The organism is Catellatospora sp. NPDC049133, assembly GCF_040648455.1.
Classification (GTDB): domain Bacteria; phylum Actinomycetota; class Actinomycetes; order Mycobacteriales; family Micromonosporaceae; genus Catellatospora; species Catellatospora aurea.
The window spans coordinates 104,308-129,185 of record NZ_JBEZDT010000011.1; the positions used below are offsets into that span (position 1 = coordinate 104,308).

General features: G+C 71.9%; 21 protein-coding genes and 1 pseudogene. 8 read left to right on the plus strand and 14 right to left on the minus strand.

Going from position 1 to position 24,878, the window contains the following annotated elements:
- Positions 1-226: 226 nt before the first annotated feature.
- Together AB0B35_RS14860 and AB0B35_RS14865 are read right to left on the minus strand one after the other, a co-directional pair.
- Positions 227-1,030, minus strand: a complete 804-nt coding sequence (locus tag AB0B35_RS14860) for a sugar phosphate isomerase/epimerase (RefSeq protein ID WP_361045198.1) — start codon at positions 1,028-1,030, stop codon at positions 227-229.
- Between the two features lie 20 nt (positions 1,031-1,050).
- A complete protein-coding gene (locus tag AB0B35_RS14865; protein WP_361045201.1) occupies positions 1,051-1,977 on the minus strand; it encodes a Ppx/GppA phosphatase family protein in 927 nt (308 codons plus the stop codon).
- A 43-nt stretch (positions 1,978-2,020) separates the two neighbouring features.
- Here AB0B35_RS14865 and AB0B35_RS14870 point away from each other — a divergent pair, with 43 nt between their 5' ends.
- The 3 genes from AB0B35_RS14870 to AB0B35_RS14880 all read left to right on the plus strand — a co-directional run bounded on the left by AB0B35_RS14870 (position 2,021) and on the right by AB0B35_RS14880 (position 3,493).
- Complete coding sequence (locus AB0B35_RS14870) at positions 2,021-2,851, plus strand: hypothetical protein (protein WP_361045204.1); 831 nt, start codon at positions 2,021-2,023, stop codon at positions 2,849-2,851.
- Between the two features lie 82 nt (positions 2,852-2,933).
- A complete protein-coding gene (locus AB0B35_RS14875) occupies positions 2,934-3,113 on the plus strand; it encodes a hypothetical protein (RefSeq protein WP_361045207.1) in 180 nt (59 codons plus the stop codon).
- On the plus strand, positions 3,110-3,493 hold the full coding sequence (locus AB0B35_RS14880; protein WP_361045210.1) for a Fic family protein: 384 nt from the start codon (positions 3,110-3,112) through the stop codon (positions 3,491-3,493). Before AB0B35_RS14875 ends, AB0B35_RS14880 begins: the two co-directional genes overlap by 4 nt.
- A gap of 23 nt (positions 3,494-3,516) precedes the next feature.
- Here the strand turns inward: AB0B35_RS14880 and AB0B35_RS14885 are convergent, their stop codons facing one another.
- The 4 genes and pseudogenes from AB0B35_RS14885 to AB0B35_RS14900 form a co-directional block, all read right to left on the minus strand.
- Entirely contained in the window at positions 3,517-4,374 is an 858-nt protein-coding gene (locus AB0B35_RS14885) for a hypothetical protein (protein ID WP_361045213.1), read from the minus strand.
- Positions 4,371-4,895 (minus strand): SigE family RNA polymerase sigma factor, encoded by a 525-nt coding sequence (locus tag AB0B35_RS14890; RefSeq protein WP_360531254.1) that lies wholly within the window; start codon positions 4,893-4,895, stop codon positions 4,371-4,373. Before AB0B35_RS14890 ends, AB0B35_RS14885 begins: the two co-directional genes overlap by 4 nt.
- Before the next feature lie 201 nt (positions 4,896-5,096).
- Complete coding sequence (locus AB0B35_RS14895) at positions 5,097-5,780, minus strand: response regulator transcription factor (protein ID WP_361045216.1); 684 nt, start codon at positions 5,778-5,780, stop codon at positions 5,097-5,099.
- A gap of 163 nt (positions 5,781-5,943) precedes the next feature.
- Positions 5,944-7,203 (minus strand): annotated as a pseudogene (locus AB0B35_RS14900) (ATP-binding protein); the annotation flags it as partial.
- 229 nt (positions 7,204-7,432) lie between these two features.
- Between AB0B35_RS14900 and phoU the strand changes: the two are divergent.
- Positions 7,433-8,071 carry a phosphate signaling complex protein PhoU gene (gene phoU / locus AB0B35_RS14905; protein ID WP_360531251.1) on the plus strand — a complete coding sequence of 213 codons (639 nt, stop codon included), beginning with the start codon at positions 7,433-7,435 and terminating at the stop codon, positions 8,069-8,071.
- Between the two features lie 73 nt (positions 8,072-8,144).
- Here phoU and AB0B35_RS14910 read toward each other — a convergent pair whose 3' ends face one another.
- From AB0B35_RS14910 to AB0B35_RS14940, 7 genes are all read right to left on the minus strand, one after another.
- Complete coding sequence (locus AB0B35_RS14910; protein ID WP_361045219.1) at positions 8,145-9,074, minus strand: carbohydrate ABC transporter permease; 930 nt, start codon at positions 9,072-9,074, stop codon at positions 8,145-8,147.
- Positions 9,075-9,086: 12 nt separating this feature from the next.
- Positions 9,087-10,076, minus strand: coding sequence for a sugar ABC transporter permease (locus AB0B35_RS14915; protein ID WP_361045222.1), 990 nt, complete (start codon positions 10,074-10,076; stop codon positions 9,087-9,089).
- 140 nt (positions 10,077-10,216) lie between these two features.
- Positions 10,217-11,641: an N-acetylglucosamine/diacetylchitobiose ABC transporter substrate-binding protein gene (gene ngcE, locus AB0B35_RS14920; RefSeq protein ID WP_361045225.1), complete on the minus strand. Its 1,425-nt coding sequence runs from the start codon at positions 11,639-11,641 to the stop codon at positions 10,217-10,219.
- 218 nt (positions 11,642-11,859) lie between these two features.
- Positions 11,860-12,762: a MurR/RpiR family transcriptional regulator gene (locus AB0B35_RS14925; RefSeq protein WP_360531236.1), complete on the minus strand. Its 903-nt coding sequence runs from the start codon at positions 12,760-12,762 to the stop codon at positions 11,860-11,862.
- Between the two features lie 220 nt (positions 12,763-12,982).
- Positions 12,983-14,230, minus strand: a complete 1,248-nt coding sequence (locus tag AB0B35_RS14930) for an MFS transporter (RefSeq protein WP_361045228.1) — start codon at positions 14,228-14,230, stop codon at positions 12,983-12,985.
- Between the two features lie 8 nt (positions 14,231-14,238).
- Positions 14,239-15,453 (minus strand): MFS transporter, encoded by a 1,215-nt coding sequence (locus tag AB0B35_RS14935; RefSeq protein WP_361045491.1) that lies wholly within the window; start codon positions 15,451-15,453, stop codon positions 14,239-14,241.
- A gap of 64 nt (positions 15,454-15,517) precedes the next feature.
- Positions 15,518-16,780 (minus strand): MFS transporter, encoded by a 1,263-nt coding sequence (locus AB0B35_RS14940; protein WP_361045231.1) that lies wholly within the window; start codon positions 16,778-16,780, stop codon positions 15,518-15,520.
- A gap of 203 nt (positions 16,781-16,983) precedes the next feature.
- On the opposite strand from AB0B35_RS14940, the gene AB0B35_RS14945 reads away from it, so the two are divergent.
- Positions 16,984-17,730: a phosphoglyceromutase gene (locus AB0B35_RS14945; RefSeq protein ID WP_360531228.1), complete on the plus strand. Its 747-nt coding sequence runs from the start codon at positions 16,984-16,986 to the stop codon at positions 17,728-17,730.
- Positions 17,731-18,128: 398 nt separating this feature from the next.
- Here AB0B35_RS14945 and AB0B35_RS14950 read toward each other — a convergent pair whose 3' ends face one another.
- Positions 18,129-19,904: a LuxR C-terminal-related transcriptional regulator gene (locus AB0B35_RS14950; protein ID WP_361045234.1), complete on the minus strand. Its 1,776-nt coding sequence runs from the start codon at positions 19,902-19,904 to the stop codon at positions 18,129-18,131.
- Positions 19,905-20,058: 154 nt separating this feature from the next.
- On the opposite strand from AB0B35_RS14950, the gene AB0B35_RS14955 reads away from it, so the two are divergent.
- The 3 genes from AB0B35_RS14955 to AB0B35_RS14965 all read left to right on the plus strand — a co-directional run bounded on the left by AB0B35_RS14955 (position 20,059) and on the right by AB0B35_RS14965 (position 24,877).
- Positions 20,059-21,339, plus strand: a complete 1,281-nt coding sequence (locus AB0B35_RS14955; protein WP_361045237.1) for a hypothetical protein — start codon at positions 20,059-20,061, stop codon at positions 21,337-21,339.
- A 224-nt stretch (positions 21,340-21,563) separates the two neighbouring features.
- Positions 21,564-23,273, plus strand: coding sequence for an FHA domain-containing protein (locus AB0B35_RS14960; RefSeq protein WP_361045240.1), 1,710 nt, complete (start codon positions 21,564-21,566; stop codon positions 23,271-23,273).
- Positions 23,270-24,877 carry a serine/threonine-protein kinase gene (locus AB0B35_RS14965; RefSeq protein ID WP_361045243.1) on the plus strand — a complete coding sequence of 536 codons (1,608 nt, stop codon included), beginning with the start codon at positions 23,270-23,272 and terminating at the stop codon, positions 24,875-24,877. Before AB0B35_RS14960 ends, AB0B35_RS14965 begins: the two co-directional genes overlap by 4 nt.
- Position 24,878 lies beyond the last annotated feature (1 nt).

Sequence of the window (24,878 nt, forward strand, 5' to 3'; positions counted from 1 at the left end):
CTGCCCCCTCCCCCCCCGCTTCTGTGGTGTGGCTGTCGGGTTGTGGGGCGGCCGCCCGCCCCCCCCCCCGGGGGCCGCTGCCGGGGGGGTGGCCCCCTCCGCCATGCAAGGAAGGGCACCTTGCAAACCGAATACGTAGAGGAAGGGCACCTTCCCAACCGCCGGAGGCGGCAGCCGCAGGCTGCACGCCCCGGCGGGGCGGTGGGGGCGGTGGGTGGGGTGAGGGTCAGGAGCGGGTGGGGGCGACGCCGGCGGCCAGGTGGGTGCGGGCGAACGCCAGCGCCTCGGCCAGGTCGGCCTCGCGGGCGGCGCGGCTGCCCGCCTTGCGGGTCGCCACCTCCATCGCCACCGAGCCGGTGAACCCGCGCCGCTGCAGGCCCTCCAGCAGGCGCGCGCACGGCTGGGTGCCGCGGCCGGGCACCAGGTGCTCGTCCCGGCCCTCGCCGGTGCCGTCGCCCAGGTGGATGTGGGCCAGCCCCGGGCCCATCGTGTCGGCCATCTCCAGGGCGTCGGACCGCGACGCCGCGCAGTGCGACAGATCCAGGGTGTACGAGTCGTACCCGGCCTCGGTCGGATCCCAGCCCGGGTGGTACGGCACGACCTGGCGTCGCCCCATCCGCACCGGGTACATGTTCTCCACCGCGATGCGCACCCCGGTGTGCCGGTGCGCCAGCTTGCCCACCGTGTCGGCGAAGCCCCGGGCGTAGTCGCGCTGCCAGGTGAACGGCGGGTGCACCACGACCGTCGGCGCGCTCAGCGTGTCGGCGAGGATCACCGCACGGCGCAGCCGCTCCTTCGGGTCACTGCTCCAGACCCGCTGGGTGACCAGCAGGCAGGGCGCGTGGATCGACAGCACCGGCACGCCGTAGTGCCGGGACAGCCCGCGCAGCGCGCCGGCGTCCTGGCTCACCGCGTCGGTCCACACCATGACCTCGACCCCGTCGTATCCCAGCGACGCCGCCAGCTCGAACGCTGCGGCGGTGGGCTCGGGAAAGACGGACGAGCTGGACAGGAGCACGGGAACGGACACGTTGTCCAGGGTAGCCCCGGTCACCCCGCGGAGAGCTGATCCAGGCGCGTCAGGATGACGCCCTCCCGCAATGCCCAGGGGCAGATGCGCAGTTCATCGATGCCCAATCGGCGCATTGCGGCCTCCGCCACAACCGCCCCGGCGAGCAGTTGGTGGGCGCGGCTGGCGCTGACTCCGTCCAGTTCGGCCAGACCGGCCGAAGGGATGCGCTGGATGAAGCCGCGCACCTGGTGCAGGCCCTGCAGGGTGAGCGCGCGGGGGGCCCAGAGCCCGTCGCCGCTGGGGGCCGCACCGGCCAGCCGGGCCAGCGAGCGGAACGTCTTCGAGGTCGCCGCGGCGATCTCCCAGCCCTTCAGCCCGTCGAGCTCACGGTGCATGAGCTGCTCATCCACGTAGGACTGCAGCGCGGCCAGTTCCGCCGTGGCGGGCGGGTCGGCCCGCAGCCAGCGCCGGGTCAGCCGGCCCGCGCCCAGTGGCAGCGACACCGCCACCGTGGGCTCCTCGTCGATGCCCGCCGCGATCTCCAGCGAGCCGCCGCCGATGTCCAGCACCAGCAGCCGGCCCGCCGACCAGCCGAACCACCGGCGTACCGCCAGGAAGGTCATCCGGGCCTCGTCCTCGCCGGAGAGCACCCGCAGCTCGACACCGGTCTCCTCGTACACCCGGCGCAGCACCTGGGCGGAGTTGGTGGCGTCGCGGACGGCGGAGGTGGCGAACGCCATCAGCTCCTCCGCGCCCTGCTGCTCGGCCGCGGTCTTGGCCTGCTCGCACGCCTTGACCAGCGCGTCGGCCCCGGCGATGGTCAGCTCCCCGGCCTCGCCGAGCTGCTCGGCCAGGCGCAGCCGCTCCTTCTGCGAGTGCGCGGGCCACGGATGCGCACCGCGGTGCGCGTCGACCACCAGGAGATGAACTGTATTGGATCCGACATCGAGGACACCAAGCCGCATGCGCCTACGTTATCGGTGCCCGCCATCGCCGTAGGCTGGGATCGTGGACCATGAGGGCGAGACTTCGCTGGACTTCCCGCGGGAGTGGATCGAGTTCGCCGACCCGGCGGATCCGGCCCACCTGATCCGTGCCGACCTGACCTGGCTGCTGTCGCGCTGGACGTGTGTGTTCGGCAGCGCCTGCCGGGGCATCATCGCCGGGCGGGAGGAGGAGGGCTGCTGCTCGCACGGCGCGTTCTTCACCGACGCCGACGACGTCAAGCGGGTCAAGGCCGCGGTCAAGCGGCTGGACAAGGACACCTGGCAGCACCATGTACGCGGCTTCGAGAAGTGGACCGAGCTGGACGAGCTGCACGACGAGAAGCCGGCCCGGCGCACCGCCATCCAGCACGGCCCCGACGGCGAGGAGGGCCCCTGCGTCTTCCTCAACGACGCCGACTTCCCGGGCGGGGGCGGCTGCGCCCTGCACGCCCAGGCGCTGCGCGACGGGGTGCACCCGCTGACCTACAAGCCCGACGTGTGCTGGCAGCTGCCTGTCCGCCGGGACCAGCAGTGGGTCAAGCGCCCCGACGACACCAAGATCCTGGTATCGGTCATCGGCGAGTTCGACCGGCGCGGCTGGGGTGCGGGCGGCCACGACCTGCACTGGTGGTGCACCTCCTCGCCGGACGCGCACATCGGCACGGAACCGATGTACGTCAGCTACGGCCCCGAACTGACCGCGCTGGTCGGTGAGCAGGCGTACGCCCGGCTGGCCGAGATGTGCGCCGAGCGCGACAAGCGCGGCCTGGTCGCCGAGCACCCCGCCACCGTCGAGGCGCGCCGGCGCACGCCGCTCAAACTGATTGCCCGCCCGGCTAACCTCGATTCATAAGCTTCAGAGGAGCCATGAGCGAACGCAGTGAGCGAATCATGAGCATCCGCGGCGCCGCCGACGAGCGAAGCGAGGAGAAGGCATGAGCGAGGAGCAGTTGCGCGGACGGCAGGTCCCCGTCCCGCCCGCGGTCGACCGCGAGGAGCGCCTCGCCGCGCTCGACGACGTCGACGAGATCGAGCCCGGCCCGGAGGGCTTCGGCGCGGCCGTCGACGAGATCATCGCCGCGCACACCGACCTGCTCGCCCGGCTCGCCCAGTGAGCGAGGTCTACGTCCCGACGTACGCCGACGTGCTGGCGATCGCGGACCGGCTCGGCGTCGCCGTGCGCGATCCCGGGCTGGTCGAGTCGGCGGTGGCCCGCCCGCGCAGCAGCGTGTTCGGCGCGGACGCCTACCCGGACCTGTGGACTAAGGCGGCGGCCCTGCTCCAGTCGCTGACCCGCAACCATCCCTTCGTGGACGGCAACAAGCGCATCGGCTGGATCACGGCCACCGCCTTCCTCACCGTGAACGGCGCGGTCAGCCGCCGCCGCCTCGCCGCCCTCGACCAGGACGCGGCGTACGACCTGGTCATCTCGGTGTGCACGGGCGAACTCCGCGACATCGACGAGATCGCGCAGGCGCTGCGCGCGCTCTACTGAGCACCCGCAGCGCCTGACCGCGCCTACACGGGGCCGTCGACCGGCGGAAGCTCCCGCTGCGTGTACCCGCTCGGAATGGTCACCGCCAGCGGCTTCAGCGACTCAGCGGTACGCGGCTGCCACGCGAAGTCCATCCGGTTGCGGGCGTCGCCGTCGGGGGTGTGCTTGACCGTCTCCCGGCGGACCGCCCGGTAGGTCTCGGCGTCCACCCACAGCTCGTCCGAGCCGTCCTCGAACTCCAGGCGCAGGTGCAGCACCGCCCGGCCGTCCAGGTCGACGGGGCCGACCAGGGTGTAGCCGTCGCCGCGCCGCAGGGCCGCGCGCAGCTCCTCGGGGGTGCCGCCGGCCGGGCCGGCCGGCCGCTCGCCGTTCAGCGCCCGGTCCAGGCGCAGGAAGCTCCGGTCCTGGTGGAAGACCTGCGTCATGGTGAGCGTGTCGCCGCGTACCAGCTGCCAGAGGTCCATCGTCGCCGCGCCGCCGGGTGCCGACAGGTGGGTGATGCGCGAGTCGCCGGTCGTCTGGTCGAACCACCACTCGCCGTGCTCGGTGGTGCCGCGGTAGGTGGTGGTCGAGACGATGTGCTGCACGTCGTCGCCGGCCAGCGCCGCCACGGCCCGCTCCGACACCATGCCCACGGTCAGCAGCTCGGGTGCGGGGCGCGGGCCCGGGTCCACGGCCGGGGCGACGGGCATGCCGCCCAGCGCCGTCATCGCGACCGCCACCACGGCCGCCAGGCCGAACACGCCGGTGCCGACCGCCCTGCCCGCGGTTCGCCGCCGGTTGCGGCGGGCCGCCCGGTCCAGCAGGTCCGGGCTCGGCCGCAGGTCGGCGGTGTGCTCCCGCATCCCGGCCGCCAGCTCGTCTTCCAGTGAGATGTTCATGAAGGTGCTCCGATCCGCAGTGGGGATTCGTCGAGAGCCCAGGCCGCCGTGATCTCGCGCAGCCGGGCCAGGCCGCGCGAGGCGCTCGATTTGACCGTGCCGACCGAGCAGCCGAGCACCGCCGCGGCCTCGGCCTCGCTGAGCTGCTCCCAGTAGCGCAGCACCAGCACGGCCCGCTGCCGGGGCGGCAGCTGCGCCAGCGCCTGCACCAGCGCGTGGCGCAGGGCGAGCCGGTCGGTGCCGTCGGAGTGCGCGGGCGGCTCGACCGTCGCGACGACCTCCCGCCGCCGCAGTCGCAGCCGCCAGCTGTCCACGGCCAGGTGGTACATGGTGCGGCGCAGGTAGCCCTCGGGGTCGCCGTCGATGCGGCGCCAGGCCCGCATCATCCGTTCCAGGGCCGCCTGGAGCAGGTCCTCTCCGGCGGTACGCCCGCCGCTGAGCAGGGTCGCCGTGGCGAGCAGGGCCGGGCCGCGCGAGGCGACCAGGTCCGCCAGTCCGGCGTACGCGTCTCGTGACCGCACAGGCACTCCTTTCGTCGCCCACCAAGGACGACGCCCCGGACCCGAAGGTTGACAGCAACACAAAAGCGCCCGCTCTGCGGCCATAATCGGCGTCATCCTTCGCGTTCGCTACGGATGACGCCGAACGGCCAGCAACCGCGGGCGCCTTTGTCATCCTGCGCTGCGCTCCGGATGACGGCGGTGGTTCAGTGGTCTGATCGCCTAAGGCTCGAACTTGTAGCCCAGGCCGCGGACGGTGACGAGGTAGCGGGGCGTGGACGGCTCGGGCTCGATCTTCGAGCGCAGCCGCTTCACGTGCACGTCCAGGGTCTTGGTGTCGCCGACGTAGTCGGCCCCCCATACCCGGTCGATCAGCTGGCCGCGGGTCAGCACCCGGCCCGCGTTGCGCAGCAGCAGCTCCAGCAGCTCGAACTCCTTCAGCGGCAGCTGCACCGGCGCGCCGTCGACGGTCACCACGTGCCGCTCGACGTCCATCCGCACCGGCCCGGCGGCCAGCGTGCCGCCCGACACCTCGACCACGTCGGTGGTCTGCCGGCGCAGCACCGCCCTGATGCGGGCGACCAGTTCGCGCGGGGAGTACGGCTTGGTCACGTAGTCGTCGGCCCCGATCTCCAGGCCGACCACCTTGTCGATCTCGCTGTCCCGCGCAGTGACCATGATGATCGGCACGTGCGAGCGCTGGCGCAGCTGGCGGCAGACCTCGGTGCCGGACATCTCCGGCAGCATCAGGTCGAGCAGCACGATGTCCGCGCCGGTGCGGTCGAACTCGGTGAGCGCGGCGGTGCCGGTGGCCGCGACGGACACCTCGAAGCCTTCCTTGCGCAGCATGTACGACAGCGCGTCCGAGAACGACTCCTCGTCCTCGACGACCAGTACGCGGGACATCACGCCCACCTTTCGCAGTTGCCAGTCAGCCGGTCTGTGCCGGTCGTGCGGGGTTCGCAGCGGCCGCGGGGGTCGCGTCCTGCGCTGCGAGGTTCACGGCGTCGGCCGCGTTGTTCAGGTCCGCTACGGCGGCGCCGTCGGCGGGGGTCGGGGCGTCGGACACCGGCGCCGCATCGATCTCAAAGGAGGCGGGTAGCGGAAGCATCGCCTCCGGTGGTCGGGCAGGTAACCGGAGGGTGAACGTCGAGCCTCCACCCAGGCGGCTGCGCACGTCGACGCGGCCCCCGTGGTTGGTGGCGATGTGCTTGACGATGGCCAGGCCGAGGCCCGTGCCGCCGGTCGCGCGGGAGCGGGCCTGGTCGGCGCGGTAGAAGCGCTCGAACACCCGGTCCAGGTCTCCCGGCCCGATGCCGATGCCCTGGTCCGACACGCTGATGTCGACCCGGTCGCCCTCGGCCAGCGCGCTGACCACGACCGCGGAGTGCTCGTGCGAGTACGCCACCGCGTTCTCGACCAGGTTGCCCAGCGCCGTGGCGAACTGGTTGTCGTTGCCGTACACGGTCAGCCCGCGGGTGCCGACGACAACCAGCTCGATGTGCTTGGCGGCCGCGTTGGTGCGGGCGCGGTCCAGCGCCTCGGCCACCACCGCGTCCACCGCGACCGGCTCGGGGTCGGGCAGCCGCTCGGCGCCCTGCAGCCGGGACAGCTCCAGCAGCTCCGACACCAGCCGGCCGAGCCGGGTGCTCTCGCGCTGTATGCGCTCGGCGAACCGCCGGCTCGCCACCACGTCCTCGGCCGCCTGGGCCGCCGCGGCCTCCGGGTCGGCCGGCTGCTCGTCCGGCGGGTCGGTGGCGTCCAGCAGCGCCTCGGCCAGCAGCTGCAACGCGCCGATCGGGGTCTTCAGCTCGTGGCTCACGTTCGCCACGAAGTCACGGCGCACCCGCTCCACCCGGTGCGCGTCGGTGACGTCGGCCGCCTCCACGCAGACCAGCCCGCCGCCGACCGCCACCGCGCGCAGGTGCACGCCCAGCGGCTGCGACTCGGCCAGCTCGCGGCCACGCGGCAGGTCGAGCTCCACCTCACGCGGCACGCCCGTGTGGCGCACCTGCCCGGCGAGCGTACGCAGGATCGGGTGGGCGGCGATCGTGCCCGGCACGGCGCTGGCCCGCAGCATGCCCATGGCCCGCGCCGACCGGTTTGCCAGCACGACCTGGTCGGTGCCGTCGAGCAGCACCACCCCCACCCGCAGCGCGTCGAGGCTCTTGCGGCCCAGCCCGGCCAGCGGGTCGCCGACCGGCGGCGCGCCCAGCCCGGACGGCCCCAGCGCGTTCACGGCACGCGCCGCACGCCGGTGCGCCTGGTAGCGGGCCAGCAGGAGGCCCGCGGCGAGGCCGAGCACGATGCCGACGGCGATCGCCAGCATGAGCGTGCCGCCGTCGGGGGGCGCTGCCAGTACCTTCACGTTGCGATCGTAGGTCAGATCATTCAACCAACGTTCTCGTACAAATCATCTGTAACCTGGCCATATAGGGCATTGGTTGCACAGTGTTCACCGTCGCGCCCGCTCCCGTTCACCGGCGTTCACCTTCCGGCCGTGCACGCCACCTACCGTGGTGCGGACCAGAGCCCCCCATCGTTACTGGAAGTGATCAATGCGCGAGGAGTTCCGTGCCGACCTGCTCGAGGTCGGCCGCCTGCTGGTCTCCATGGCCGAGGCGGTCCGCACCGCGATGAGCGCGGCGACCACCGCCCTGCTCAGCGCCGACAAGGAGGGCGCCGAGCGCGTCATCGCCCGCGACGAGGAGATCAACGCCCTGTTCCGCGCCGTCGAGGAGAAGGTGCTCCGGCTGCTCGCCCAGCAGGCCCCCGTCGCCTCCGACCTGCGCATGGTGATCACGTCGCTGCACATCGGCACCGACCTGGAACGCATGGGCGATCTGGCCGAGCACGTGGCCAAGTCGGCGCTCCGGCGGCACCCGGCGGTCTGCGTGCCCGCCGAACTCGCCGGGGTCTTCGGCCAGATGGCCAACATCGCCGACCGCATCGCCGGCAAGATCACACTGGTGCTCGCCTCCCGCGACATCGAACGCGCCGCCGAGCTGGAGCGCGACGACGACGCGATGGACGAGCTGGAGAAGGCGCTGTTCGAGAAGCTGCTCAACTCCGAGTGGACGCACGGCGTGGAGGCCGCCGTGGACGCCGCCCTGCTGGCCCGCTTCTACGAGCGCTACGCCGACCACGCCGTCAACGCCGGCCGCCACGTCATCTACCTGGTCACCGGCGAATCCTGACCGGTGTACGCCGAAACGGCGAACGGGGCGGTGCGCGACCTGCGCACCGCCCCGTTCCACAGGCAGGGCCGGGTTACTTGAGGGTGGCGCCGGTCAGGCCGGACTGGACCTGGCGGTGGAAGCCCAGGTACACGGCCAGGATGGGGAGCATCGCGATGGTCATGCCCGCGAACAGCCGCGCGAAGTCCGTCTCGTAACGGGCGTTCGTCGCCAACTCCAGCAGACCCTGGGTGAGCATCTTCTTGTCGGAGTCCTTCATCAGCACGGTCGGCAGCAGGAACTGGTTCCACTGCCCGATCACGTTGAAGATGCCGATGCTGATCAGACCCGGCTTCGCCATCGGCATCATGACCTGGAAGAACAGCCGCACATGCCCGGCCCCGTCCACCGACGCGGCCTCCGCGATGGTGGTCGGCAGCGTCCGGAAGAAGGCGTGCAGGAAGAACACCGTGAAGGGCATGGAGTACGCCACGTACACCAGGATCAGGCCCAGGTGCGTGTTCAGCCCGATGACCTCTTCCAGGCCCAGCGCCTTCGACATGTCCTGCACCAGCAGGAACAGCGGCAGGATGCCGAGGTAGATGGGCAGCGTCAGCCCGGCGACGAACATCCAGTACACGGCCCGGTTGCCCCGGAACGGATAGCGCGCGAGCACGTACGCCGCCATCGCGCCGAACAGCATGGTCAGCGTCACGCTGCCGAGCAGCACGATCATCGTGTTCAGGAAGAACTCGCCGATGTTGCCCTTGGTCCAGGCGCGGCCGAAGGCGCCGAAGAGCCACTGCTCGGGCAGGCCGAGCGGGTCGTGGATGATCTCGTCGTCGGTCTTGAACGACTGGATCACCGCCCAGATCAGCGGGATGGTGACCAGCAGGCCCCAGACCGCGAGGAAGATGTGGGCGAAGGCGTTGGCGGCGTATCCCTCACGCTGCTTGACCGGCGCGGCGGGCGGCTTCGCCGGCGCGGCCGCGGCGGGGGCGTCTGCGGTAACGGTGGTGGCCATCTCGTATACCTCTCAGAACTCGAGCTTGTCGCGGCTGCGGGTGAGCCGGAACTGCACACCGGCCAGCAGCATCGTCAGCAGCGCGATGGACATGCCCATCGCGCAGGCGAACGCGAAGCCGTCGTAGCGGCTGCTGCGGAAGGCGCTGGTGAGCATCCACGAGCTCATGACCTCGCTGGCGTTGTTCGGGCCGCCACCGCCGGCTCCCGGGGTGAGGCCGATGACCAGCGCGTAGAAGTCGAGTGCGGCGATGCCGAGGTAGATCCAGGCGACCGAGACGTGCTCGCGCAGCAGCGGCAGCGTCACGCGGAAGAAGGTCTGCACGCGGGTCGCGCCGTCGAGCGTCGCGGCCTCGTAGATGTCCTTCGGGATCGACTGCATGGCCGCCGAGAAGAGCACCAGGTAGAAGCCGACGCCGCCCCAGATCGCGACGGCGATGAGGCAGATCAGCACCACGGGCGCGTCGAGCGTGAACGCGCCGAGGTGGATCGGGGGGATCACCGAGTCGGATTCGGCGAGGAACAGCAGCGGCTTCTCCTCGTCGACCAGCCCCAGCGACATCAGCACCGCGTTGATCATGCCGCCGTCGTTGCTCTGGAACACGCGGCGCCAGATCACCGCGACGATGGCGATCGACAGCACCTGCGGGAAGAAGAAGATGAACTTGTACAGCGACGAGCCGCGCACGCCGCGGATGCCCGCCTTGTCGCCCCGACCGCCGACGTTGAGCATGAAGGCGAAGAACAGCGCCAGCAGGATCGTGACGATGGGGAACACCGTGAGCACGACCGCGTTGTGGCCGATGGCCCGCAGGTAAACCTCGTCCTTGAGGAGTTCCAGGTAGTTGCCTAAGCCTACGAAGCCGTACTCGGGGCTGAAACCGTTGAAGTCGGTCAGCGAGAAGTACGCCGTACGCGCGTAGGGGATGAGGACGTACACCACGTAGAGCAGGACCGGGGCGAAGAGGAATCCTGCAATGAAGGGCGCTCTGCCGTTCCGCATGATCAAGTTCCTTTGCTGACAGCTGCGAGGGGAACGGGCGGGTTGCCGGGGCAGCCACAGACCAGGTGAGCCGCGTTCCGCGCGGGTGGGGCCGGCTCGGCCGGCCCCACCCGTGATCGGGAGACCCGATGACCGGACGATCAGGCGGTGCGCTTCTGCTTGACGATCTTCTCGTCCTTGGCCACCTCGTCGGCGACCTTCTGCACGGCGGCCATGAAGGCGTCCGGCGTGGACTTGCCCGCCAGCAGGTCGGTGGCGGCGGCGCCTACCGCCGTCACCAGCGGGGCGTACCAGCCCTCGTACTTCCAGCTGATGACCTCGGGCGCGGCCGCGGCCACCTTCGAGGCCGACGTCAGCGCGTTGGAGATGGTCAGGCCATCGGCGGCGCCCTTGACGACCGGCAGGGACTTGGTGAGCTCGGCGAACTTGCGCGCCTGCTCCTTGCCCAGCATCATGCGCAGGAACTCCAGGCCGCCGGCCGGGTTCTTGCTCCGGCTCGGGACGATGAAGCCCTCGCCCGGCGCCGCGTGCACGGTGCCGTACTTGCTCTTGTCGGACGCGCCGATGTTCCACGGCGGAGCCACGGCGAGCTTGACCCCGGCCGGGATGGTCTTGGCCATCTCGCCCTCGAGCCACGAGCCGCACCAGATGAACAGGGCCTTGCCGTCGAGCACGGCCTGCTGCGTGGTGGTGTGGTCGAGACCGGCCGCACCGGCCTGCACCCAGCCCTTGGCGGCCATCTCGGCGAGGCGCTCGGCGGTCAGCTTGACCGCGTCCTGCTTCCACGCGTTCGGCTCAAGGTTGTCGATCTTCATGAAGGCGTCGAGGCCACCGGCCATCCAGATGAACTCGTTCACCACGTTGAAGATGTACCAGGGGTGGACACCCTGGAACGTGAAGGCCGCGATCTTGTCGGCCTTCGCCTTCTCCGCCAGTGCCGCGAACTCGTCCCAGTTCTTCGGCACGGTGTAGCCCTTGGTGGCGAACAACGTCTCGTCGTACCACATGCCGTAGATCGAGTACGCGTAGTTCAGGGTGTACGGCTTGCCGTTGAAGATGCCCGACTCGACCGTCCCGGCGACCAGGGTGTCCTTGACCTTGACCTTCGGGTCGTCGTAGCTGGGCGCGTCGAGCAGCTCGGTGAGGTCGCGCAGCTGGCCGCCCTGGATGACCGGGCCGACCGGGATGGTCTCGGGGGACGAGTTGTTCAGCAGGTCCGGCGGGTTGCCGCCGTAGAAGCGCGGCTGGTAGTCGGTGAGGATCAGCTTGGAGAACTTCAGGTCGACCTTGCTGCCCGGCCACTTGGCCTCGTAGGCGGCCACGTCGAACTTGGCGTAGTCCTCGCCGAAGCCGCCGTTGAAGAACGCGACCTCCAGCGGCTGCTTGTCACCGACGCCGAACGGGTTGGCCTCGGTCTTCTCGCCGGTGGTGCCTCCGTCGCCGTCCTCGCTGGCGCACGCGGCCAGGGCGCTGATGGCGGGGGCGGCGAGCAGACCGGCGGCAGCGGCCCGGCGCAACACGGTGCGGCGGTTCAGCTCCGACGGGCTGTCGGGGGTTACGGTCATGACAATCTCCTCGTACGAGATATCGCGGCGCGTCGGGCCCATCCGGCGCGTCGCTGCACTTCGATCTGGTGTTGCGCTTCCCCGGGGGGACCGGGAAACGTCACGCCGCGGGGCGTGACCAGATACCGCAGCGGTGCGTCGCTTGACGTCGCCGCGTCTACCGGCACAGATGCGCCGGAGTTCATGAGACGGCCCGGGGCCGTGAGGGTGGACATCGCTCACACCACCTCCCGGAGGCGGTGGCCGGCGACCGCCTGGGCGGTGCGCTGGAACGCCGCGTGCGCACGCTCATGGGTGCGCTGCGCGACGGCGATGTACAGCAGGTCGAGCACGACCAGCTGCGGGTGCCGGGCCGAGAGCGAGTCCGGCCGGAACGTGGTGGCCTGCGTCGCCGTGGTGAGCACGACGTCGGCGACGTCGGCCAGCGGCGAGCGGGGAAAGCTGGTGAGCGCGACCGTGATCGCGCCGCGGCTGCCGGCCTCGGCGACCATCTCGATGGTCTCCCGGGTCTGGCCGGAGTGCGAGATGCCCAGCGCGACGTCACCGGCGCTCAGCAGCGCGGCGCTGGCCAGGCCGTTGTGCACGTCGGGCCAGGACCAGGCGGCGATGCCGATGCGGTGCAACGAGAACTGCATCTCCGCGCCGACCAGGGCGGAGCCGGAGGCCCCGTAGATGTCGACGCGGTCGGCCGCGGCGATGGCGTCGGCGGCGCGCTCGACCTCGACGAGGTCGGTCATCGCGGCGGTGTCCTGCATGGCCCGGGTGTCGGCGGCCATGATCTGGCCGAGTACGCGCTCCAGCGGGTCGCCCGGTTCGATCTCGCGTCCGATGTCGACGACCCAGCCCGCGGAGCGGGCGGCGCGGCCGGTCTCCCCGGCGATGGCCAGGCGCAGATCGGCGTATCCCTCGAAGCCGACCGCCCGGCAGAACCGGGTGATGGTGGCGGGCGAGGTGTGCGAGCGCTCGGCGAGTTCGACGATGGTGGCGCGCGAGGCGCCGGAGGGATCGGTGAGCACCTGTTCGGCGACCCGCCGCAGAGCGCCCGTGAACTCGGGAAGCTTGGCGCGCAAACGGGCGAGCACGCTGTCCGTGCCGGCCGTCGGGTACGCGCCTCGTTCCACGTTCGTCAACCTCTTTTAGGAAGGAGTGTTAACTGTATGTGGAAAGAATTCTTACTTAATTTGGCGCTGTGTCAACAGTCACGTCGGTCGTTTTCAAACCGTTACTTTGCGACATCCTTCGACGGGATGAGCGCCTGATCGGCCATTCGGTGGAGTCGATGTCACCCGATTATCACGGCGTTGCGGCTCACGCCGACGGTGCGTCGCGATCCCATGCCGATCAGGCGAAAGCGGGCTCGACCGTCTCTTGTGGGGCGATCTCCGCCGCCCGGATCGACGCGGCCCGCGCCTCGCGCCGGCGGGCCGTCCACAGGTGACCCGCGGCGCCCAGCAGACCCACCGCACCGCACACCAGCCAGTGCCACGGGCCGAGGTGCTGCAGGCTCCAGCCGCCCACCGACGGCGCGACGAACCCGGCCGCCGGGAACACCAGGAAGAAGACGCCCTGGTAGCGACCGCGCAAGGCGGTCGGGGCCAGTTCGGCGATGATCGAGGCGTTCGGCGGCGCGGCCAGCATCTGGCCGATCGTCCACACCGAAGCCGCGGCAACGTACACCCAGAGCCGGTCGGCCAGGAAGACCGTGCTGTACCCGACCGCGAGCAGCGCGAACGCCGCCGCCAGCACGACCGCGTGCCGGCGTGCCCCGATCAGCCGCGGCACGAACAGCTGCCCCACCACGATCATCGCCCCGCCCAGCGAGACGACCAGTCCGTACGCGGACGGGCGCAGCCCGTCGCCCTCCATCGCCAACTGCAGGATCGACTGCCCCTGCACGGTGAGCAGGGCGAGCAGGAAGGTCAGCCCGACGAAGGTCAGGAACACCCGGTCCCGCAGCACCACACCGAGCCCACCCCGCTCGCCGGAGCGGTCCGTGGTTACGGCACGCCCGCGCCGCAGGGTCTCCGGCACCAGTCGCCAGACCAGCAGCGCGGTCACCGCGGTCATGCCCGCGTCGATGAGGAACAGGGCGAGGAAGCTGAACTCGGCGATCACCCCGGCCAGCGCCGCGGCGATCGCGCCGCCCATGTTGAACGCCCAGAACTGCAGGTTGAACGCGCGCGAGCGGTCGGCCTCGGGGAGCACGTCGACGATGGCGGCGACGGTGGCCGGGCCGGGCAGCGAGTGCGCCAGGCCGACGGCGGCGGCCAGCACCGCGATGAGCCAGATCGGCCGGGCCAGGCCGAGCCCGACCATCAGCATCGCGGCCGTGGTCGTGCCCGCGAGGTACGTCGCCTTGCGCCCCCACCGGTCGGCCAGCACCCCGCCCAGCAGCGTGCCGCCCGCACCACCGGCCCCGTACGCGCCGACCACGAGGCCGGCCACCGCGACGGACGCGCCGCGCGCGGTGGTCAGGTAGATCGGGAGCAGCAGCATGCCGAACGCGCCCACCCGGTTGACGAGCATCGCCGAGAAGAGCATCCAGAAGGTACGCGGCAGCCCGGCCACCGACTCCCTGACAAACCGCATACCCGTCCTCACACCGCCTGGAGCGCCTCGGCCCGCCGCTCGCGGGCCGGGCCCGACCACAGCTGACCGGCCGCCGCGACGATAGCGATCACGCCGCAGCCCAGCCACAGCGCCTCGTCCCCGAGGTGCTGCTGCACGTACCCGCCGAGCACCGGCGCGGCGAATCCGGCCACCGACCAGGACAGCGACATCACCCCCTGGTAACGACCGCGCATCGCGGCCGGGGACAGCGCGGCGGTCAGCGTCGAGTTCGACGGGGAGTTCAGCATCTCGCCGACCGTCCAGATCAGCACGGTCAGCGCGTAGAAGGCGGCCGAGTCGGCGAACGCGGTCAGCCCGAAGCCCACCCCGATGATCAGCGCCGCCACGGCGAGCACCCGCGAGCGGTCGTACGACCTGATCAGTTTGGGGATGAACAGCTGCCCGGCCACGATGAGCACCCCGTTGAGCGCGATGACCAGGCCGTACTGCTGCGCGGGGATACCGTCGCCGGTCATCGCGATGGGCAGCGTGGACAGGTGCTGCATGAACACGAACGAGATCAGTAGGTTCACCGCGACGAACCCGAGGAACACCCGGTCGCGCAGCACCGTGCCGATGCCCGCCCGTTCGACCGGCGCATGGGGTGCGGCGGCGGGCCGCTCCCGCTTCGGCTCGCGCACCTTGAGCAGGATGAACAGGAACGGGGCGAGCGCGGTCGCGGCGTTCACCAGGAAGATCAGCTTCGGGTCGGCCGCTGCGGCCAGACCCGCGAGCGTAGCCGCGACGGCGAAGCCCACGTTGACGGCCCAGTAGTTGAGCGTGAACGCCCGCAGCCGGTCCCGCTCGGGCACGACGTCCACCATCAGCGCCTGGAACGCGGGCCGCGACGCCTCGCCGACCAGCCCGAAGAGGAACGTCAGCGGCGCGATGACCCAGAAGCCCTGCGCGAAGGCGAGCGACACCAGCAGCAGCACACCGCCCAGATGCGCGACGAGCAGGGTGATCCGCCGTCCGATCCGGTCGGCGGCCACGCCGCCGGCCAGGGTGCCGATCGCGCCGCCCGCCGCCCACAGCCCGAGCACCAGCCCGGACCGCGACGGCGAGAAGCCCTGCACCGTGGTCAGGTAGATCGTCAGGTAGACGATCACGAATCCGCCCGCGCGGTTGATCAGCGAGCCGGTCCAGAGGTACCAGTACGTGGCGGGCAGCCCGCCGGTCGTCTCGGCGAACCAGCGCCGCACCCCGTCCCGGCCACCCGGCCCGGAACCGGCCGAGCCCGACGGTGCGGCGGCCGGTCCGCGGAGGTCACGCGGCGACGGCGGCACGGTCCGCTCCTTCCACGAGCGGCTTGGGCTCGGTCAGGGCGCGGGCGCGGCGCTCGCGCACCGGGCCGCTGAGCAGCTGGCCCGCCGCGACGGCGACGCCCAGGCCGGCCAGCACCAGCCACAGCGTCATCGGCGGCGCGTGGTCGAGCAGCATGCCGCCGAACACCGGCGCGACGAAGTTGGCCGCGGTGAAGCCCATCGAGGCGACGCCCTGATAACGCCCGCGCATCGCGGGCTGCGACAGGTCGGCGATCAAGGTGCCGTTGACCGGGGCGTTGAGCATCTCGCCCGCGGTCCACACGACCACGGTCAGCATCAGCGCCGGCACCGTGCCCGCGATCGCGGTCGCGCCCATGCCCAGGCCGACCAGCAGCGCCGACAGCGCCAGCACCCGGCTGCGGTTGCGCCCGGCCAGCAGCTTCGGCACGAACAGCTGGAACACCACGATCATGATGCCGTTGACCGCGATCACGGTGCCGTAGTCGGCGGCGTCGAGGCCGCGCTGGTGCATCGCGATCGGGATCAGCTTGCAGGACTCGATGATGATCCACAGGCCGAGGTTGAGCAGCACGAACGTCATGAACACCCGATCGCGCAGGACCATCAGGATGCTGCCCTCGACCGGCGCCTTGTGCGGCACGGCGGTGCCGGGCGTCACCGTCCGGACCTGCGTCTCGGGCACCCGCCAGAAGACGATCGCCGCCATCACCAGCTGCGCCGCCGCGTTGAGCAGGAACACGGTCAGGTGCGGGGTGCGCGACAGCACACCGGCCAGCACCGCGGCGAACGAGAAGCCGAGGTTGATCGCCCAGTAGTTGAGGTTCATGCCGCGCATGCGCTTGCTCGGCCCGAGCACGTCGACCATGGTCGCCGAGAACGCGGGGCGGCCCAGGCCGTTCCAGAAGCCGTAGACGGCGGCCAGCAGCGCGACCGCGACCGGCTGGAACACGAAGCCGAGCACCACGGCGGTGGCGGCCAGCGCGATGTTCGACACCAGCAGCGTCGAGCGCCGGCCCCACCGGTCGGCGAGCACGCCGCCGACCAGGGAGCCGAGCGCCATGCCGCCGCCGAACAGGCCGAGCACGAGCCCGGCGAACGTCGCGGAGAAGCCGTACTCGACCACCATGTGGATTTCGAGGTACAGCATCACGAACGCGCCGGTTCGGTTGATCAGGGTGCCGGTCCACAGATACCAGAAGATCTTCGGCAGTCCCCCCGCCGTCTGCGCCAACCAGCCCCGCACGCCGCACCCCTGTAATGCTCGAAACCCCACTCGGTGCCTTACAACCTAGGGCGCGGACACGACGGAAGTCACCTCGAATATCACGTGGTGGTCGTCACTGTGCTGCGCGGACGGCTCGGCGCCCGCTCCGCTGCGCTGCGCAGTCGTTCGCCGCAAGGGGACTGGTCACAGGCCCTTGACGCCCATCGGGAAAGATGGCGGGCATGGTTGGAACACTGGTGCTGCTGCGGCACGGCTACAGCGAATGGAACGCCAAGAACCTCTTCACCGGCTGGGTCGACGTCGACCTGAACGCCCAGGGCGAGGCCGAGGCGCGCCGCGGCGGCGAGCTGCTCAAGGAACACGCACTGCTGCCCGACGTGGTGCACACCAGCGTGCTCAAGCGCGCCATCCGGACCTCCGAGATCGCGCTCGGCGCCGCGGACCGGTCCTGGATCCCGGTGTCGCGCAGCTGGCGGCTCAACGAGCGCCACTACGGCGCACTGCAGGGCAAGGACAAGAAGCAGACCCTCGACACGTACGGCGAGGAGCAGTTCATGCTCTGGCGCCGGTCGTACGACACCCCGCCGCCGCCGATCGCCGACGACGACGAGTTCTCGCAGGTGGCCGACCCGCGCTACGCCCAGCTCCCGGACGAGCTGAAGCCGCGCACGGAGTGCCTCAAGGACGTCGTCGGCCGGATGCTGCCGTACTGGTACGACGCGATCATCCCGGACCTGCGCACGGGCCGCACGGTGCTCGTGGTCGCCCACGGCAACTCGCTGCGCGCCCTGGTCAAGCACCTGGACGGCATCTCCGACGAGGCCATCGCCGCCCTGAACATCCCGACGGGCATCCCGCTGCGCTACGACCTCGACGAGAACCTTCGCCCGATCACCAAGGGCGGCACCTACCTCGACCCCGCCGCGGCCGCCGAAGCCGCCGCCGCCGTCGCCAACCAGGGCCGCTGACCCGCCACTGCGCGGCCCGCACGGCCGCATGATCGTCGAACTTGCCTGGCACATGGGCGTATTCGCGCTCAAGATACGCACAGGTGCCAGGCAAGTCGGGCGATCTTGACGGGGCCGGGGCCGACTGCAGGAGCTCGACGTGCCGGTGGCCGGCGGCGACGCTCACCCCCGTTAGCGTCGCCGGCCGGCCGACCGGTCTCAGGTGGCGGCCGTCCCCCAACGGCGTGGTGCCACCCATCCCCCGGCGCATCCGCTCGGCGCCACAACCGATAAATGATCGGCTGGGCCATCCCCCGGGTTTCATCGAGCGATGCGCTTGAAAGAGACGCTACGCCGCTGGTCAAGTGGCCGTCCAGTCATTTGCGAATCTCATTCGTCACACTTGGTAACCGCCACCTCTACGGTGGGCTACCGTCTCCCCATTTCTTGATCAACTCGATCCGGGTCCGTACCCCGAGCTTGCGGTAGATGCTGGCCAGGTGGGTTTCCACGGTCCGCTCACCGAGCACGAGGGCGTTCGCGATCTCCTTGGCGGGCGCGCCGCGCAGGGCCCAGGCCAGCACCTCCCGCTCGCGAGCGGTCAACCCGCCCGGCCCGGCGTCCGCACCGGACCAGCCCCGTAGCGCGCGGTCCGCCGCCTCGGCCGCGGCCGGGTCGACGAGCTGCCCGGCGGCCAGCGCCCGGTCCGCCGCCACCGGGTCCGGGCGACCGCGCAGGGCGGTCAGCTCGGCCGCGGCCCGCAGCGCGTACCAGCGCACCAGCGCCGTGGGGCGGCCTTCGCCGAGCGCCGCCGTCTGGGCCAGCAGCGCCGCCGCGCGGGCCTTGTCGCCCCGCCGGAGCGCGTCGGCTGCCCCCAGGTCGTACGCCCTGGCCTGCAGCTCGGCGTCGCCCAGCGCGGCGGCCTCGCGTACCACCTGGTCCAGCCGGTCCCCCACGACCAGCAGTGCCTCAGCGACCGCGCGCGGGTCCCCGCCGGCTCGCGCCAGGTCCAGCGCGCGCACCGCCAGTTCCGCCTGTCCCAGCTCGTCGGCCAGGCGGGCCATGAGCCGCGCCGCCGCGGAGTGCTGGTCGGGCGACAGGCCCGCAGCGGGCAGCGCCGCACAGGCGTCGCGCAGCGCCGCCACCCGCAGCGGGTCAGCCGGCCGAGCGGAGGACGCCCCGCCTGCACTCATCGGCGGGCCGTCCTCCGCCCCGGTCCCCGGGCGCGATCTCAGGGCGACCGCCGGTGGTCCGGGCACCGTGCCCGGCCGGGGACGCGCCCCCGCCTGCGGAGCCCGTGCGGTGGCCCCGGCCAGCGCCCCCGCGCTCGGGCGAGGACCCAGGCCCAACGCCGCCGCCGCGATCAGGCCGACGTCGCCCGCTCGCAGCCCCAGCCGCAGCGCGCCGGTCAGCGACGCCCGCCCGGCCTCGCGGGCCGCCCGGCTGCCCGCGCCGCGCAGCCGGGCCGTGCCCGAGGCCGCGAGCAGCCGCCCGGCCTGCGCCGGAGTCCACCCGGCCCGGCCCGCGAACAGCGCGGCCTGCGCGTAGTACCCCCCGGCCAGGTCGTAGGCGCCCTCCTCATCGGCGGCAGCGGCAGCGGTGGCCGAAGCGGCCACGGCGGCGTCCAGCCGGGCGGCCCCGCCCAGCGCCGCCGCCTCGGCGGTGTGGTGCGCCAGCTCCGGCAGGGTCGCCGCGCGGGTCCCGCCGAGTGCGCCGAGCCTGGTCAGCACCGCCGCGACGCGCTCGTGCAGCGCCGCGCGGGCCCGTGCGCCGAGCGTGTCATAGCAGACCTCGCGGTCCAGCGCGCGGACGAAGCCGTACACCTGCGGACCCTGCTCACGGACCAGCCCGGCTTCGGACGCGTCGTCCAGGCCGCTCAGGACGTCGATGTCTGGGCAGGCGCCCTCCAGGATGGCCAGGTCGAACTCGCGTCCGATCACGGCGGCCGCGGTCACCGTCGCGCGGGCCTGCGACGTCAGCGAACTCAGCGCGGCACGTACCGGCTCGGCCAGCTCCTCGGGCCAGCGCAGCGGCAGCCGGTGCAGCCCGTCCCCGTCGGTGTCGACCTGGTCGGCGATCGCCGCCAGCACTGTCGGGTCCGCGTCGGTACGCCGCAGCAGCTGCTCGACGAGGCGGGGCGCGACGGAGCGGCCGGTGAGCTCCCGCAGCAGCTCGGCGGCCTCTCGTCGGTCCACGACGCCTCCCCTCTCCGGGTCGGTACGCAGGCACCCCCGGTGCAGAAGTTACGTACTCGCCGCGATGTGCGCAGTCCCCTAGCGGACCTAGCGTGAAGTCACCTCGCAACGCCCCCGCCCCGAACGCCCCCCTCCCACCGAAAGGGAGCCTCCGATGTCCCAGTTCCGCGATCTCATCGCCAGGATGGCGGTGGACCCGGAGTTCGCCCGGCACGCACGGGCCAACCCGGACGCCGTCGCCGCGCAGTACGGCCTCACCCCCGACGAGACCGACCAGTTGCGCGGGCTCGCCGATGCCTCGGCCGGCGCCGGGCCCACCGCCCTCGGCGTACGCCTGTCCAAGTCCGGCATCGGCACCGGCGGCCTCGGCAGTCTGATCTCGCCCGCCGACCTGACGCCCGCCATACCCGAGCTGCCGGACCTGCCGGAGCCCCCGGACGACCCGACGCCCCCGCCGCCGCCGCTCACGCCGGTCGACCTGATCCCGATCACTCCCGAGGACCTCACCCCGGAGCCCGAGGACGAGCCGCTGCCGCCGCCCCCGCTGCCGCTGCCCGACGCCATCCACCTGCCCCCGGACCTCGAACTGACGCCGCTGGAGCCGGACCCCGAGCCGGAGCCGCTCATCCCGCCGGTCAAGCTGCCCCCGGACCTGGAGCTGCCGCCGCTGGAGCCCGACCCCGAGCCGGACCCGATCGTGCCGCCGATCATCCACCTGCCGCCGGACTTCGAGCTGCCCCCGCTGACTCCCGACCCGGACCCCGAGCCGCTGGTGCCGCCGATCATCCATCTGCCCCCGGACCTGGACCTGCCGCCGCTGACCCCGGACCCCGACCCGGGCCCGTGGATCCCGCCGATCCACCTGCCCCCGGACTTCGACTTCCCGCCGCTGGACCCGGACCCCGAGCCGGAGCCGCCGGGCCCGTGGATCCCGCCCATCCACCTGCCCCCGGACCTCGACCTTTTCCCGGCCGACCCCGACCCGGAACCGGCCGAGCCCGCGGAACCGGCCGAGCCCGCGGAACCGGCGGAACCCGCCGAGCCCGCGCCCGCGCCGGAGCCCGCCCCCGAGCCTGCCCCGGCGCCGGAACCGGCTCCCGCACCCGACCCCGCTCCGGCCCCCGCGCCTGCCGCGGACCCGGTGCCCGCGCCGGTCGAGGAGTCCGGCCCGGTCGTGGTGGTCGTGCAGTCCGGCGACCCGACCGCGACCCCGGGCGCCGCCGATCCGGCCCAGCCCGGCTCGGCCGCACCGGCCGTGCCGGCCGACCCGGCGGCCGCCGCGAGCGACAGCTCGGACGGCATCGGCACCGAGGAGCTGCTCATCGGCGGTGCCGGCTTGGCCGCGGGCGCGGTCGCGGGCGGTGTCGCCGGCGCGGTGGCGGGCAAGGTCTTCAAGTCCGACGAGGACGGCACGGAAGCCACCGCGACCGCCTGACCGTCCGCACCAGACACCGGGCAGCAGGGGTGTGCGCCCCCGTCGCACCTCTGCTGCCCGGCAGCCCTCCACGCATAGACGAACCGCCTGAACGGATCACCGTCGTAAAGCAGTCAGCCGAGAGCGTGCGGCCGTTCGGACGCCTATGATTCGGCTCGCCGCACAGCTCCATACCCCTGAAAGACCCCTGGAAAGGCCGAACGATGTTGTGCCACGCCTGCCATGTGCACCTGCGGCGGGACTACCCCTACTGCCTGCACTGCGGCACTCTCCGCAAGGGCGCTGTGGTGGAGTCCTACGCGGCGCCGGAGCTGCGCTGGCACGACGCCGCAGGTGAGCGGGTGCACCCGCTGGTCAAGCCGCACACCACGATCGGCCGCGCCCCCGACAACGACATCGTGCTCGACGACGCCAGCGTCTCGCGCCACCACGCCCGGGTCGTCCGCAACGCGGAGGGCTTCCACCTGGAGGACCTCAACTCGTTCAACGGCACCACGATCGGCCGGCGCACCTTCCACGGTGACTGGGCCCCGCTACCCGACGAGTCCGAACTGCACATCGGCGACATACCGCTGCGATTCGCGCAGCCCCGCTCGGCGGCGATCGGCTCCAAGACGATGGTGCGCGGCGTCGAGCACAGCATCCTGCTCCCGGCCGGCCAGCCGGAGACCGCGCCGACGGCCACCGGCCCGCTGACGGCCCGGCCGCGGCGGCGCAGCGGCTGGGCCCTCAAGCAGGTGCCGGACATGCGCGGCGACCAGCAGTGGGTGCTGCGCAACACCCGCACCGGGCAGTACCTGCAGCTCGACGAGCGCGACGTGTTCCTGTGGCACCAGCTCGACGGCGAGAACACCGTCCGCGACCTGCTCTTCGCGTACGCCCAGCGTTATGGCGAGCTGGCGCTGCCCCGCATCGAGCGCACGCTGCGCACGTTCGCCGCGCTGGAACTGGTGCGCGGCGTGCACGGCCAGCGCGAGGCCGAGAAGCCGCCGCTGCTCAAGCGATTCGGGCAGGCGGTGCTGAAGCTGCTGCTGCGCACGGAGGTCTCGGTCAAGGGCCTGGACGGGGTGTTCACGAAGATGTACCGGTCGTTCGGCTGGCGCTTCTTCACCCGTACCGGCGTGGCCGGGCTCTGGTTCTGCATCATCGGCGGCATCTACGCGATGACCGTGGCGAGCGGCAGCCAGAACCTGTTCGACATCAACGGCGCGGGCATCCGGGGCGCGGTGATCATCGCCGCCGGCTACCTGTTCGCGCTGATCGTGCACGAGTCGGCGCACGCGCTGGCCGTGAAGTCCTACGGCCGCACCGTCACCCGGGGCGGGTTCATGTTGATGATGGGCATGCCGTTCGCCTTCGTGGACACCTCGGACATGTGGTTCGGCAGCCGCTGGTCGCGCATCGTGGTGACGCTGTCCGGGCCGCTGTCCACCGCGGCCATCGCCGGGATGCTCGCCGCGGTCGCCGCCTGGGTGCCCGCGCCGCAGGTCTCCGGCATCGCCTACCAGCTCGCCTTCGGCCTCTACCTGAACACGCTGTACAACCTCAACCCGCTGATGCCGCTGGACGGTTACCAGGCGCTCGCGGACGGGTTGCGCCTGCCGCGCCTGCGCGAGGAGGCGTCGGCGTACTTCACCAAGGGCATCTGGTCCGACATCAAGGCCGGCCGCAAGCCCGGCATCAAGCAGATAGGCATGGCGGCGTACGGCTTCACCGCCGTCGTCGGCACCGGCCTGTTCGTCCTGCTGGGCTTCCTGGCCTGGCGCGACCGGCTCGGCGGGCTCGTCGAGGAGTACCTGCCACCCGGCATCGACGTGCTGGTCATCGCCCTGGGCATCGGCCTGATCATGTTCCCGATCTGGTACCGGCTGTTCCGCAAGCTGACCGGCTTCATCAAGTCCCGCAAGGCCGCGACCGCGGAGGTGACGGCATGAGTCAGCCTGTAATGTGGACTGTGCCCGGATATGTCGAGATCCGCGAGCTGGGGCGCGGCGCGTCCGGGCTGGTGGTGCTCGCCGAGCACGAGGCGACCCAGGTCAAGGTCGCCATCAAGTACCTGGCCGAGCACCTGCGCGACGACGAGAACTTCATCCGCGCGTTCCGGGCCGAGGCCCGGGTCATGTCCGAAGTGGAGTCGCCGCAGGTCGCGCGGCTGTACGAGTACATCGAAGCGCCCGGCGGCGCGGCGATCGTGATGGAGCTGGTCGACGGCGTCGCGCTGCGCGCGATCCTGCGCGAGCAGGGCCCCACCGAGCCCGAAGCCGCCCTGGTGGTGCTCAAGGGCTCGCTGCTCGGCCTGGCCGCCGCGCACGACCGCGGCGTCGTGCACCGCGACTACAAGCCCGAGAACGTGCTCGTCAACGGCGAGGGCCAGAGCAAGCTGGCCGACTTCGGCATCGCCGCGCGCAGCGGCCGCCAGGGCCCACTCGCGGGCACGCCCTCGTACATGGCCCCCGAGCAGTGGGCCGGCGCCCCCGCCAGCCCGTCCACCGACATCTACGCGGCGACCGCCACATTCTTCGAGTGCCTGGCCGGGCAGCCGCCGTTCCGTGCCCCCGGCGACATCCAGGGCCTGCGCCGCCAGCACGAGCAGGCGCCCGTCCCGGTGGAGCTGGTGCCCGAGGCGGTACGCGGGCTGGTGCGGCGCGGCCTGGCCAAGGACGCCAAGCAGCGCCCCAAGGACGCCGCGACGTTCCTGCGCGAGCTGGAGGCCATCGCCGGGGCCGGGTACGGGCCCGAGTGGGAGGAGGAGGGCCGCAGCAAGCTGGCCCGCCGCGCGCTGCTGCTGGCACTGCTGTTCCCGCTGGCCGCGGTGCAGGCCAACGCCACCGCCATCGGCACGACCATCCTCGGCATGTCCCGCAAGGCGTTCACCACGGCCGCCAGCATCACCGCGCTGGTGCTGGTCCTGGGCGGCGCGGGAGCCGCGGCGCTGTGGCCGCCGAGCCCGGCGAGCAACCCGACCGTGCTTCCCAGCGCGACCGCAGGCGAATCCCCGCTGCCCAGCGAGTCGCCGACACCCTCGCCCAGTCCTTCACCCTCGCCGAGCCCGTCGGCGGAACCGTCGCCCTCCCCGTCGGAGGAGCCCGAGCCGAGCCCGAGCAGGAAGCCGTCGCCGTCGCCGTCTACCTCCCCGGCAACCCCGGCCGCGCCGATCGTGGCCTTCCTCCGCCCGAGCACGTGCTGGCTGGTCAAGGGGATCTGCAACGGCACCACCCAGGACAAGGCGGGCAAGGACTCCCGCACCACGGTGATCGTCAACACCGAGAACGCCGGTCGGTACCGCTACACGCTGCGGTTCACCGTGATCAACTACAACAACCAGCCGATCGACAACATCTCGCCGAAGACGTACGTCGTCGAGGGCATCACCGACGGGACCAGCAAGACGGTCTCCACCACCGTCGACATGACCGGCCTGCTCTACTGCAACACCCAGATCCAGGTGACCATCGAGACCACGCGGGGCGGTCCCGCTATTCCCACGAAGGTCTACTCTGCACCCATCATTCAGAACGCCAACTGCATCATCGGCTGAG

Bases quoted from the DNA above. Each gene is read 5' to 3' on its own strand.
- AB0B35_RS14865 (WP_361045201.1), bottom strand. From the start codon at position 1,977: ATGCGGCTTGGTGTCCTCGATGTCGGATCCAATACAGTTCATCTCCTG.
- AB0B35_RS14875 (WP_361045207.1), top strand. From the start codon at position 2,934: ATGAGCGAGGAGCAGTTGCGCGGACGGCAGGTCCCCGTCCCGCCCGCG.
- AB0B35_RS14885 (WP_361045213.1), bottom strand. From the start codon at position 4,374: ATGAACATCTCACTGGAAGACGAGCTGGCGGCCGGGATGCGGGAGCAC.
- AB0B35_RS14895 (WP_361045216.1), bottom strand. From the start codon at position 5,780: ATGTCCCGCGTACTGGTCGTCGAGGACGAGGAGTCGTTCTCGGACGCG.
- phoU (WP_360531251.1), top strand. From the start codon at position 7,433: ATGCGCGAGGAGTTCCGTGCCGACCTGCTCGAGGTCGGCCGCCTGCTG.
- AB0B35_RS14910 (WP_361045219.1), bottom strand. From the start codon at position 9,074: ATGGCCACCACCGTTACCGCAGACGCCCCCGCCGCGGCCGCGCCGGCG.
- AB0B35_RS14915 (WP_361045222.1), bottom strand. From the start codon at position 10,076: ATGCGGAACGGCAGAGCGCCCTTCATTGCAGGATTCCTCTTCGCCCCG.
- ngcE (WP_361045225.1), bottom strand. From the start codon at position 11,641: ATGACCGTAACCCCCGACAGCCCGTCGGAGCTGAACCGCCGCACCGTG.
- AB0B35_RS14930 (WP_361045228.1), bottom strand. From the start codon at position 14,230: ATGCGGTTTGTCAGGGAGTCGGTGGCCGGGCTGCCGCGTACCTTCTGG.
- AB0B35_RS14945 (WP_360531228.1), top strand. From the start codon at position 16,984: ATGGTTGGAACACTGGTGCTGCTGCGGCACGGCTACAGCGAATGGAAC.
- AB0B35_RS14955 (WP_361045237.1), top strand. From the start codon at position 20,059: ATGTCCCAGTTCCGCGATCTCATCGCCAGGATGGCGGTGGACCCGGAG.
- AB0B35_RS14965 (WP_361045243.1), top strand. From the start codon at position 23,270: ATGAGTCAGCCTGTAATGTGGACTGTGCCCGGATATGTCGAGATCCGC.